This is a genomic window from Pseudonocardia yunnanensis, from assembly GCF_039534065.1.
Classification (GTDB): Bacteria; Actinomycetota; Actinomycetes; order Mycobacteriales; family Pseudonocardiaceae; genus Pseudonocardia; species Pseudonocardia yunnanensis.
In genome coordinates, this window is the sequence record NZ_BAAAUS010000002.1 from 85,133 (window position 1) to 96,741 (window position 11,609).

The following is an 11,609-nucleotide window of genomic DNA, read 5'->3' on the forward strand; positions in this document are numbered from 1 at the left end:
CGACTACGGAGATCGGGGACTGTGGCCAGCTTGGATCGACGAGTGGCCGATCCCCGGACAGGTGGCGAACCGGCGCCGGGAAACCGGCCTGGCTAGGTCGTCGAGCGAAGGCATCGCTGGTCTTGCTCCTCACGTCGCGGCACGCTGCGGGGCGCCCAGAGACCCGATGGCGTGCGTGAGGCGGCGTTGGCGCTGCACGGGGTACTGCTGGTTGGGACGATTCCAGAGTAGCCGCGCTTGGCGTGACGATGTCAAGCGAGTGACGATGCTTTCAGAACATAAGTAGCGTGCCGGGATCGACCGCGATCATCGGGTGGTGACGGTATGGGGAAGCCTTTGTGGGAGCGCCGGGAGATGCTCTCTGGTCAAGCGGCGGACGGCCGTCACAGGCCATGTACCAGGCAGAACGTGGCGCACGGTGGTGACGGACGGAGTGAGCGAAGCCGATCCTGAGAACTGTCACAAGAATACTGAGCTGCTGTCGGAGCGGTGCGTCGCAGAAGAACTGATCAACGCCGATGGCCGCCTCGGCCGTTGACCCGATGCCGTTGTCGGATTGTCTGACGGCAGGCTGGTCGGGAATGCTTGCGGGGAAGCGAATGTTCAGCGGAATCCTTTGTCTCGGCCCGAAAAGTAATCCGAAGGCAATGCCTGGGTGCTGGATTTTACTCGGGCTTGAGAAAAGAGGCATACGCCGTGCGCATGAGTGCCGCGAGTTCGAGCACGTATGGCGTAGCAAACGAAGCATACTGAAGATCGTCCATCCCGACTGCACTTTGCGGGCGTCATCACGGTCTCCCTCGTCACGCGAGACGTGGACCGCAGTGGCGAAATGATGATCAGTGCCTGCGGTCGATCTCACTGCGCCCATGTGTGCGCGACGTGCGCTCGCCCTCGAGATGTCAGGGGATGGCGGTCGGCCTACCGGATCAGCGCCGCGTGCACATTGTGAAGGGACGCCGGCTCGAGGTGATCCGGATTCGCCGTGCGGACGCCGGCCCGGCCTCGGTCCATGGCACGCGCAGTCGATTCAGGACGACGCCCGCGTCGGCAGCGGCGGCCGCGAACACCTCCGCGAACTGGTCGCGGGCGGCGACGAGGATGACCGGACGACCAGGGTGAACGAGGGCGGCGTAGCCGGGCAGCAGGCCGTCCTGAACGGCAGTGATCACCTTGTCCAGCACCGGGGCGCGACCGGCCGCCGGGTGTCCTTCTGCCGCGCGGATCCGCCCGTCGTGCCCCCGGTCGAGAACCGCGATGTGGCGCAATTGGGGCAGCGCCGCTGCGGCTGCTCCGGCCGTGGCTATCTGCGCATCCTCGGGAAAGCTGAGGAAGAGCACGTTCTCCCCCGTGTGGCACATACTGATCACCGATCATCGTATGGACGGTGCAGCCGACGGCAGCGTGGTGAATGCCGGGCTCTGCATTTCACGATCATGCAAGAGATGCCGCCGGTAACCGGCACCTCACGTTTCCACAGTGCTGCGTGCAGGCGCCGGAAGGAAAGGCAGGCGTGGCCAATCACACATCAGAGGGCCAAATTGGCACGCGCGACGATTCGTGCGAGCACCGCGCAACGCGTGGAGCGCCCTCGCAGCGCGCCGGCGTGCTGCGAAGGTGCCCGACGGGCTGCGACCTCGCTGGTTGCAGGTGAGACCTCAGGCCGGGTGGGTCCGGGCGAGCTCCGTGCCGAAGTTCAGTTCGAACTCGCTGCGTTGTTGCATGCCGCGGGCGAGCAGGTCGGCCACCCGTGCCCGGCCGGCGGGTGAGACGGCGAGACGTCGGAACTCGCGGGCCGATTCGTTGATGTCCTCTGCCGACACGGGCTCGGCGCGTTGGTTGATGATTCTCTTTGCGGTGCTGAGGGCGTCGCGATCAAATCCGGCTATACGGGTGGCAATGGTGTCGACCACGTCGTAGAGATCGACGTCCGCGACGGCGCGGTTGATCCATCCGTACCGCTCGGCGGTGGCGGCGTCGAAGTCGTCGGCGGCCAGGACGATCTCCAGAGCCCGGGAGCGGCCGACGAGGCGGGGGAGCGCCTCCAGGGCGCCCCCGCCGGGGACCAGGGCGGCCCCGACCTCGGGCTGGCCGAGGATCCCTCGCTCGCGGCTGGCGAAGCGCAGGTCGCAGGCCAGCACGAACTCGCTGCCCACGCCGCGGGTGCGGCCGCGGATCGCGGCGATGCTGACGAAGGGCGCGCGGGCCAGGCGGACCACGATGTCGGTCCAGGCCGGCAGCCCCGTAGGCCCCGGGCCGGGCATCTCCGCCGCACGGACGACGTCGAAGTGGGAGATGAAGTAGTCCTCGTCGGCGCTGTTGAACACCACGACCTTGACGGCCTCGTCCGCCTCGAGGGCGGCCAGCAGATCCCGCAGGGCCAGTACGACCTCGGGATCGAGGAGGTTCAGCGGCGGGTTGTCGAACGTGACGGTCCAGTACTCGGCGGACTTGCGCTCGATCTGCAGGGGTGTCTCATTCATGATCGTCCCATCGTCGAGTGTTCTGCATATAAAATATAAATCCAGCATCGCTCAGCTTACCGGCGTACCCGGGGAGTGCAGGAGTAGCCGGGACGGGAACGGGAAGTCTCCGATTATGAGACGCACCTTGCTGGCCGGGCTGGCTGCGGGCGCTGCCGGAACCACCGCACTGGACGCGGTCAGCTACCTCGACATGCTGCAGCGCGCCCGACCGGCGAGCACCACGCCGGAGGAGACCGCGCGCCGCGCGGAGGACGCCCTGCACCTGAGCCTGTCCGCGGAGGGCCCCGACAGCGACGCGGCGGCCAACCGTCGCACGGCTCTCGGAGCTTTGCTCGGCATCGCGGCAGGCCTCGCCACCGGCGTCGCGTACGGGCTCGTGCGCCCGCACCTGGGTCGCGTGCCGCTGGCTGCGCTGATGGCCGGTGCGGGGCTCGTCGCCAACGTCGGCACCACCGGACCGATGGTGCTGCTCGGCGTCACCGATCCGCGTACCTGGTCGACGAGTTCGTGGCTCTCGGACTTCTTCCCGCACCTGGCCTACGGCGTGGCGACGGCAGGATCGTTCGAGCTGATGTGGCGCCCGCCGGCCCGTCGGCGCGCGGGGTTCACGCCGAGGTCAGGCGCACGAGCTGTGGCACGCGCGTGTCGGAGCGTTGTGCGTACAGCGTGATGTCACCATTCGTCAGGCCACAGGCCTGCGAACCACGCCCTGCACTCCCTTCACGAACGACTCCCACGCCTTGCGCTTGGTGGCCAGTGAGCGGCGCCCGGAGTCGGTGAGCTCGTAGCGGCGTCGGGCCGGGTCGGCCAGCTGGACGAGCCGGTTGCGCTCGAGGTGGTGCAGGGCCGCGTACACCAGCTGGGAAGAGGGGGTGAACCTCCCGCCGGATCGTTCGCGCAGTTCGCGCATCACCGCCGTGGCATTGCCCGGCTCGTCGCGGATCACGGCGAGCAACAGCAGGTCCAGGTGGGCCCGTACGTATGACTCATGCATCTCGACCTCCCCGTCCGAACTTCCCTGCGCGGGACGAATGTGAACATGGGAAGAAGGCGGGCTTACCCCACTCGGTGCACGGGGGTCAGCGGGCATGATCATGGTCGCTCGCCTGCTCAGCGTCGCTTCCATGCCTTTTCCCATTTGCTCCCCGTGTTCCGAAACCTGCGCGGCGCCGCCGCGTCACCCTCGCCGCGGGCCTCGCCGCTGCCGTGTTCGTGGCCGGTGCCCTCGGGACGGGCGCCGCCGCGGCGTCCGCATCACCCGGGGACCGCCACGACCGCGCCCGTCCGACGAGTTCGCCTCGGCCCTGCGCACAGCCGACGGTCTCTGCACCGGCTGGGCCCCGGACGTGTCGCTGCGCCTGTATGCGATGCCCGGCGACGACGAGGCCGCGACGGCCAAACACCGACCGCTGTGCTGCTGCGTTCCGGTCGGGCGGAGCGCGACCCGAGGTCGTTGCGGTCCCGCGGTCGGCTTACCAGGGATCCGCGCACCTCGCTTCCAATGTGCACGCCACCGCCGAGCTCGCCAGGTGGTTCAGCACGTTTCCGGAGTAGGTCACGCGCATCACGCTCCACGGATACCGGGACCACGTGCTGGCTGCTCGATGAGGGGCAGGGCCGGGCGGTCGGCCGTCGCGCGTGCTGTGTTCCGGCCGACGCCGAGGCCCGCGATCGCCGCGCCTACGGCGAAGACTGCGCCGACGGCCCACCCGACGAGGTAGCCGTGCACGTTGTCGGCCACCGGGCCCAGCAGCGTCACGAGGACGGCGATGCCGAGCGCCGACCCCACCTGACGGCCGGAGTTGAGGAACGCGGAGCCGGTGCCCGAGCGTCCCTCGGGAAGTGCGGTGACACCGGCCGCGATGAGCGTGCCGAGTGCCAGCCCGACGCCGACGCCGCTGGCGAGCATGCTCGGCAGCAGGTCGTGCAGGTATGACGGCTCCGGACCGGCCAGGAGGACGCGCCACAGCTGCGACGCTGCGAGGAAGAGACTGCCCAGTGCCGCTACCGGGGCAGGCCCGAGCCGGTGGACGAGCCGCGTGGTCAGGGCTGTAGCGATCGGCACCATCGCGGGGCCGGGGGCCATCGCGAGACCGGTCTGTAGCGGGCTGTAGTGCCAGACGTCCTGGCACCACAGCGAGTTGGACAGCAGCATGATCCCGAACGAGACGCTGAACAAGACCATCGCCACGTTGGCCGTCGCGAAGCGGCGTATCCGCAGCAGAGGCAACTCCAGCAGCGGCGCCGGATGGCGACGGCACCGCAGCACGAACATGACGGTCCCGGCAACCGCGACGACCAGCACCCCGACGGTGCGCGGATCCGTCCAGCCCCACGTGGGGGCCTGCACCAGCGCGCCGGTCAGCGCTCCCACGCCGACCACGAGCAGCACGCTTCCGAGCAGGTCGGGCACGGGCTCGTCGGCGCGGCCGCGGTCGTGCGCCAGCGCTCGGCGCCCGAGCACCCATGCCAACACCCCGACGGGAAGGTTCACCACGAACACCCACCGCCAGTTCAGGTCGACCAGCAGCCCACCCAGGAGCGGGCCGGCCACTGCGGCGAGCCCTCCGGCTGCTGACCAGCCTCGGGTTGCCGACATTCGGCGTCCGGCGTCGACCGCACCGAGCAGCAGTGCGAGGGAGGTCGGCAGCAGCGCGGCGGCTCCGGCCGCCTGCACGACACGCGCCACCACCAGCACCGGGACGCTCGGCGCCACGGCGCAGATGAGCGACGCGATCGTGAAGACCGCGATGCCGCCGAGGAACACCCGCCGATGCCCGAAGCGGTCGCCGAGCCGTCCGGCGGGGATCAGCAGTGCCGCGAGAGTGACCGCGTAGGCGTTCAGCACCCAGGACAGGTCCGCGAGCGACCCGCCGAGCGAGCGCTGCATACCGACGAGCGCCACGTTGACGATCCACAGGTCCAGGTTCGCCATGAAGACCGCGGAGATCGCCACCACGACGACGCTGATGAGCTGTGCGCGCCTACCCACGAGGCGATCCGGCTCGCCGGTGACATGCATATCGAAAGCCAGGCATGATTAGAACGATAGCAACTGAGTTGCTTTATGCAACGTAGCTGAAGGCGGGTGTGTGCAGCCACACTCCGGTCGAAACGGAGGCTCGGCTCAGGTTGCGGTGCGGTAGTGAAAACCGCACATCTGAAGCGTGGCCATGCCGAACACTCCTGCCCAGCCTGTGTCTGCGACCGCGCGGCCCACGGCGACGACGTCATCTCCGCTCATCGCGCAGACGTAGGCCCCTGGCGGTTCCACGCGGGCGAGCATGTCCCATTCGGCCTGGTAGTCGCCGTGGCCGGACGCGGCGCGCCAGACCTCGAACCATGCGCGCGTCGGGCTGTCGTCCAACCGAACCCGCAGCGAACCCGTCGGCACCTGTTCCAGGACCCGCGCGGTCGACGCCACCTGCAACGACACCGGGCTCTGACGGCGGTAGCCCCGCTCTGCCAGCACGGCATCGAGCCCTTCCGGACATGCATGGCGCAGCCACCACCCGTCGACATCCTCGACCTGCTCTGCCGGTAGAGCCCGGGCTGCTCGCTCCTGCAGGCCCCGCAACGTTTCCGGGCTGCTCACCGCAGACGGCACCGACACGCACTCCCCCTCCACGAACACGGCACGCCTTCTAGCCGGCGCACGGCAGCTCCTGGCGTCTGCGGCTCGGGAGCGGGCTGGTGCCTACCGCGCGGGACGGGAATCCGCCCGGTCGCCGTGTTCTGCCTGTTCGGCCGGCCCATCATGCCCTCGCGTACCTGGCCTCAACAGCCAACTGCTGCGTAAGGATGAGGGCTTCAACCCTGCGGGGAGGACTGTCTCATGATCGCCAGAGGAAACGCCGGACAGGCCGTGACTGTGACCGAGAAAGGTCGTGTACCGGACGCCACACGCACGGCTGCATCGGCGAAACCGGGCGGCCCGACGTCGACGCAGCCACTCCTCGCACTGCAGCGCACCGTCGGCAACACCGCCGTCATCCAGATGCTCCGCCGGCCCCAGGTCCAGCGCGCCGCCGGCCACGACGTGCTCCGCTCAGGGGCTCGGCTGAAGGTCTCCGAACCGGCCGGCCGGTTCGAGCGCAAGCCGGAGGCCAACGCAAGGCGCGCCATGCGGGCTCCGGTGCAGCAGGCCCGCGGTGGTGGTCCGTTGCCGGGGTCCCTCGCGTCCGGGGTGGCGCGGCGCGGCCTCGCTCCCGTTCAGCGCGCGCCCGCTCCGGCCCCGGCAGAGCCGGCGGAGAGATCCGGCGCGGCGCAGCAGACCGGCCACGGCAGCAGCGCCGAGGCCGGTGCCGCTGGCTTCGACAAGGTTTCCGCTCTCCGCAATATCGCCGTCCGCGGGCGGTATGAGGCGTACGCGGCTCCGGGGTTGTTCGCCGACGCGGTCGCCCGTCTCGGGAGTGTAGGAGCTGCCATCACTCTGGAGCAGGGTGGACCCGTCACCGTGAACGACCGGGAACTGCGCCGGGTGCTGCCCGTCTACACCCAGGTATCCGTCGTGCCGAATGGCTTCAACCGCGCCCACGAGCCCGTCGCGGGCGAGACTCCACAGGAGCGCGCGAGCAAGCTCGACGCCTACCAGAGCTCGCTCCAGCTCCCGCCGAAAGCCGTCGAAATCTCCCGCTTCCTGGCCGACGTGACGAAGGCCTACACCACCAGGAAGCGGGGTGATGTCCAGGAGTGGCGCAACCGTGCCATGAAATACGGACAGGAGGTCATGGGCGCTGCCCGAGCCCTCGGTCATCCGCTCTTCCAGAAGATGGCGAACGGCTTCGAGCTGAAGGCCATCTATGAGTTCATGAGTTTCCTGACCCGCTGGTACGGGCAGCAGCTGGCCGAAATACAGGCGCAGGAAGGGAAGCCCGACCAGCTGCTGCTGACCCTTCCGAACGACTGCCAGGCCGCCGCAGCCCAGCTGCTCGCCGCGCAGGGCAACACGCTGGGCCAGGTCCGGGAGCGCCCCGAAGTCGGCGAGAACTACTACATCGCCTTCGATCGCAAAGCCGACTACGGCTGGAACAACCACTTCGCCGCAGTGATCATGCGGGACGGCGAGGACACCCTGACCTACGAGACGGCAGCGAACTCCCTCGCCGTGACCGAGCGTGGCAAGTCGCTCGGCTACTTCGCCATGTACGGCGGCTCGGGCACTGACCGGTCGTTTGCGGAGGTCATCACCAAGGAGAACGAGAAGTACGCCGCCGAACAGCAGCGCAACGGCCGCTCCTGACGGTGCTCCCGGCCCTCCGGAAACGGCACTCTAGGCGGTCTCGTCGCTGGGGTGCGCCGCAGCGCTCTCCCAGCGTTCCTCGATCTTCCCGTACCGCCAGATGGCCACGGCGATCGCCCAGACGACGACGAAGCCGCCGACGATGACGAATCCGGCGGTGTTGAGATCGAAGTCGCTGGTGAAGTCCCAGATGCCGCCGGTCAGGTCGAACTCCTGGCCCAGCAGTCCCAGTAGTTCGATGCTGCCGATGAAGAATGCGAGCGCCACCGACAGGGCCGTGATCACGATGTTGTAGAAGACCTTGCGGACCGGCCGGGCGAAGGCCCAACCGTAGGCGACCTGCATGAAGGCGCCGTCGACCGAGTCGAGGAGGGTCATCCCGGCGGTGAACAGGATCGGCAGGCACAGAACGGCGTACCAGGGCAGCCCGACGGTCGCTGCGCCCGCGGTGGCGGAGAGCAGCGCAACCTCCGTGGCGGTGTCGAATCCGAGCCCGAAGACGATCCCGACGGGGTACATCTTCCATTCCTTGTCGATCGTGCGCATCCAGCGGCCGAAGAACCGGTACATGAGTCCCCGGTTCTCGAGCTGGGCCTCCAGTTCCTCCTCGCTGTAGGTGCCCCGGCGCATCGCGAAGAAGAGCTTGAGGATCCCGACGAGGATCACGATGTTGAGGATGGCGATCAGGTAGAGGAAGCCGCCGCCCAGGATCGTCCCGATCAGCCCGCCGAAGGAGTGCAGGCCACCGTGCTCGTCGGTGACGGCCTTGAACACCGTCTTCGCCGCGAAGGTGAGTCCCACGCCGATGACGCAGACGATGGTGGAGTGGCCGAGGGCGAACCAGAATCCGACCGATACGGGGCGCCTGCCCTCGTTCATCAGCTTTCGGGTCGTGTTGTCGATCGCTGATATGTGGTCGGCGTCGAAAGCGTGGCGCATTCCGAGGGTGTAGGCCGTGACGGCCGCGCCGATGCCGAGAAGCGGGAGATGCTGGGGCGCCACCAGGAGGGCGAACATGCCCCAGCCGACGACGTGCAGGGCCACGATGACGATTCCCATCGCGGAAAGGCTGCGTCGCTGCGCGTCGGTTGTGCGTGAGAGGAGCTGTCCGATTCCCGTTGTCCGGCTCGACAGATCGGCCACGTGGATACCTCCGGTCGCTTCGACTGCTCGATCGAAACTACCGCCACATCTGATGATCTGTACAGATGAACGTACAACGCTACCGACGCAATACGTACAAAGGGAAGAAAACTCCGAACGGAGTGCCTGTCGTCAGTTCCTGAGGTTGCGCAGGATTCGGGTGAGGGACGCGCGGTCGGCGTCGTCGAGCCGCGCGAAGAACTCCTCGGCCTCGGCGGCACGCGCAGCGCGGACACCGGCGGCCACCTGCGCACCTCGGTCGGTGAGCGTGACGAGGGTGGCGCGGCGGTCGCAGGGGTCGGGGCGGCGCTCGACCAGGCCGTCCTCCTCCAGTGCATCGACCACCTCGGTCGCGGAGCGCGCGGCGATGCGCAGGTGCTCGGAGAGGGCGCCGAGCCGCACCGGCCCGTGCCTGGTGAGGACGCCGAGCGCTCGAGCCTGTGACGGTGAGACGTCCCACGGAGCCAGTGCGCGCTGGGCCTGGTGTCGCAACTGCCGGGCCACCCCGCGGAAGGCCTCGGCGAGCGTCTCCTCGGGTTCGTCGGGCTCCTCGGGCATCGGAATACCCTAGCAACCTGTATGGTTGTTCCCTCATGTTGAGGTAACCTCAGCAACATCGACGAAGGGAACACCCGACTTGGGGACCGACATCTCGACGGACAAGCTGCTCCGAACCGGCCGACGCACGGCCACCGCCGCGGAGAAGGCGCAGGCACAGGACGTGTCCCTGCGAAGGATCGCGCGGCTCTTCATCCCGCACCGCTGGGCCATCGCCACCGTCACCGCCATCATCGTGGTCTCGTCCGTGGTCGCGATGGCAACGCCCTTCCTGCTGCGTGCCGTCATCGACGATGCCCTGCCACAGCGGAACCTGAACCTCCTCGTCTGGCTCGTCGTCGGCATGGTCGCCGTAGCCGCGGTGACCGCGGCATTCGGCGTGGTGCAGACGTGGATCTCCACCGCTGTCGGGCAGAAGGTCATGCACCGGCTGCGCACGGACGTCTTCTCGCACCTGCAACGCCAGTCGCTGGCCTTCTTCACCCGCACCCGCACCGGCGAGGTCCAGTCGCGGATCACCAACGACATCGGCGGCATGCAGACCGTCGTCACCTCGACGGCCACCTCGCTCGCCTCGAACCTCACGACCGTCGTGGCGACCCTGGTCGCCATGCTCGCCCTGAGCTGGCAGCTCACACTCGTCTCGCTGCTGGTGCTGCCGCCGTCGATCTGGCTGACCAGGCGGGTGGCGAGGATGCGCCGCGTTCTCACCGCGGCCCAGCAACGCGAGCTCGCCGACCTGAACGTCATCATCGAGGAGGGGCTGTCGATCAGCGCGGTGCAGCTCACGAAGACGATGGGCACCGGGCCCGCGCTCGTGGAGCGGTTCACCACCTCGTCCGAACGACTGGTCGATCTCGAACTGCGCGCCCAGCTGGCCGGTCGCTGGCGGATGGCCGCCACCACCGTCGTCTTCGCCGCGATCCCCGCGATCATCTACCTCAGCGCCGGTCTGCCGTTCACTGCCGGAGCGATGACGATCGGCACACTCGTCGCCTTCACCGCGCTGCAAGCCGGGCTCTTCCGGCCGATCCTCGGCCTGCTGAACGTCGGCGTCTCGTTGATCACCTCGTTGGCGCTGTTCGCCCGGATCTTCGAATACCTCGACCTGCTGGTCGAGGTCGACGACCCCGACTCGCCGGTCGACATCGAACCGGCCCGGGTCGAGGGTCACGTCCGCGCCGAGGACGTCACCTTCACCTACCCCGGCAGCGAGGTCGCCGCCGTCGCGGGGATCTCGCTGGACGTCCCGGCCGGCTCCACCATCGCCCTCGTGGGGGAGACCGGATCGGGCAAGAGCACGTTCGCCGCCCTGGTCGCCCGGCTCTACGACCCCGACGCCGGCCGTATCACGATCGACGGCGTCGACCTGCGGGACATGCGCCTCGCCGATCTCGCACGGATCGTCGGGGTGGTCAGCCAGGAGACATACCTGCTGCACACCACCGTCCGGGAGAACCTGCGCTATGCCCGCCCGGATGCCACGGACGCCGAGATCGAGGCGGCGGCTCGCGCGGCGCAGATCCACGACCTGATCGCGGGCCTGCCCGAGGGGTACGACACCGTTGTGGGGTCGCGCGGCCATCGTTTCTCCGGCGGGGAGAAGCAACGCATCGCGATCGCGCGCACCCTGCTGCGCGACCCGCGGGTACTGGTGCTCGACGAGGCGACCAGCGCCCTCGACACCGAGACCGAACGCGCCGTGCAGCGCGCCCTCGACGAGCTCAGCCGCGGCCGCACGACGATCACCATCGCCCACCGGCTCTCCACGGTGCGCGGGGCCGATCAGATCGTGGTGATCGACCATGGCCGGATGATCGAGTCGGGCACCCACGACAGCCTCGTCGCCCGCCGCGGCCGCTATGCCAGCCTCGCGGCTGCCTGACCAGCGTGAATCCGGCTCGTCCTAGGTAGCGCGGAGGAGCCGGTCGGCGCCACGTACCCCGATCAAGGACGGTGCGTGCGTGTTGGCGCGGGGAGGTCCGGCATGACCGACGGGTCCACGATCGCACCGGCATCCGTCCCCGACCGGCGCGCCGACGGGGTCAGGATGGCACGGTCGAGGAGGGTCTCCAGGTGGCGCGGATCGAGCACCGGCTTCGCGCCGGGGTCGCGAGAACCCGGCCGGGCAACCGGAGAATCCACGTTTCATCTCCTCGCATCTCTTCGAACGGGGGAGT

The 11,609-nt window shown here is 68.6% G+C and carries 11 protein-coding genes; 3 read left to right on the forward strand and 8 right to left on the reverse strand.

The window, feature by feature from the left end; all coding sequences use genetic code 11:
- Positions 1-929 precede the first annotated feature (929 nt).
- Positions 930-1,370: a hypothetical protein gene (locus ABD743_RS03970; RefSeq protein WP_344718947.1), complete on the reverse strand. Its 441-nt coding sequence runs from the start codon at positions 1,368-1,370 to the stop codon at positions 930-932.
- A gap of 288 nt (positions 1,371-1,658) precedes the next feature.
- Positions 1,659-2,483, reverse strand: coding sequence for an enoyl-CoA hydratase/isomerase family protein (locus ABD743_RS03975; RefSeq protein WP_344718949.1), 825 nt, complete (start codon positions 2,481-2,483; stop codon positions 1,659-1,661).
- Between the two features lie 115 nt (positions 2,484-2,598).
- Between ABD743_RS03975 and ABD743_RS03980 the strand changes: the two genes are divergently transcribed.
- Complete coding sequence (locus tag ABD743_RS03980) at positions 2,599-3,156, forward strand: hypothetical protein (protein ID WP_344718951.1); 558 nt, start codon at positions 2,599-2,601, stop codon at positions 3,154-3,156.
- Between the two features lie 12 nt (positions 3,157-3,168).
- Here the strand turns inward: ABD743_RS03980 and ABD743_RS03985 are convergent, their stop codons facing one another.
- From ABD743_RS03985 to ABD743_RS03995, 3 genes are all read right to left on the reverse strand, one after another.
- Complete coding sequence (locus ABD743_RS03985) at positions 3,169-3,480, reverse strand: PadR family transcriptional regulator (protein ID WP_344718953.1); 312 nt, start codon at positions 3,478-3,480, stop codon at positions 3,169-3,171.
- 570 nt (positions 3,481-4,050) lie between these two features.
- Positions 4,051-5,478 (reverse strand): MFS transporter, encoded by a 1,428-nt coding sequence (locus ABD743_RS03990; protein ID WP_344718955.1) that lies wholly within the window; start codon positions 5,476-5,478, stop codon positions 4,051-4,053.
- Positions 5,479-5,613: 135 nt separating this feature from the next.
- Complete coding sequence (locus tag ABD743_RS03995) at positions 5,614-6,099, reverse strand: hypothetical protein (RefSeq protein WP_344718957.1); 486 nt, start codon at positions 6,097-6,099, stop codon at positions 5,614-5,616.
- 222 nt (positions 6,100-6,321) lie between these two features.
- On the opposite strand from ABD743_RS03995, the gene ABD743_RS04000 reads away from it, so the two are divergent.
- Positions 6,322-7,728 (forward strand): hypothetical protein, encoded by a 1,407-nt coding sequence (locus tag ABD743_RS04000; protein ID WP_344718960.1) that lies wholly within the window; start codon positions 6,322-6,324, stop codon positions 7,726-7,728.
- Positions 7,729-7,758: 30 nt separating this feature from the next.
- Here the strand turns inward: ABD743_RS04000 and nicT are convergent, their stop codons facing one another.
- Both nicT and ABD743_RS04010 read right to left on the reverse strand, forming a co-directional pair.
- On the reverse strand, positions 7,759-8,871 hold the full coding sequence (gene nicT, locus ABD743_RS04005; protein WP_465270059.1) for a Nickel transporter NicT: 1,113 nt from the start codon (positions 8,869-8,871) through the stop codon (positions 7,759-7,761).
- Positions 8,872-9,003: 132 nt separating this feature from the next.
- Complete coding sequence (locus tag ABD743_RS04010) at positions 9,004-9,429, reverse strand: MarR family winged helix-turn-helix transcriptional regulator (protein WP_344718965.1); 426 nt, start codon at positions 9,427-9,429, stop codon at positions 9,004-9,006.
- Between the two features lie 79 nt (positions 9,430-9,508).
- Here ABD743_RS04010 and ABD743_RS04015 point away from each other — a divergent pair, with 79 nt between their 5' ends.
- The gene (locus ABD743_RS04015; RefSeq protein WP_344718967.1) at positions 9,509-11,314 is read left to right on the forward strand and encodes an ABC transporter ATP-binding protein; all 1,806 of its coding nucleotides are present in this window, start codon (positions 9,509-9,511) and stop codon (positions 11,312-11,314) included.
- 62 nt (positions 11,315-11,376) lie between these two features.
- Here the strand turns inward: ABD743_RS04015 and ABD743_RS04020 are convergent, their stop codons facing one another.
- Positions 11,377-11,574 carry a hypothetical protein gene (locus ABD743_RS04020; protein ID WP_344718969.1) on the reverse strand — a complete coding sequence of 66 codons (198 nt, stop codon included), beginning with the start codon at positions 11,572-11,574 and terminating at the stop codon, positions 11,377-11,379.
- Between the last annotated feature and the right edge of the window lie 35 nt (positions 11,575-11,609).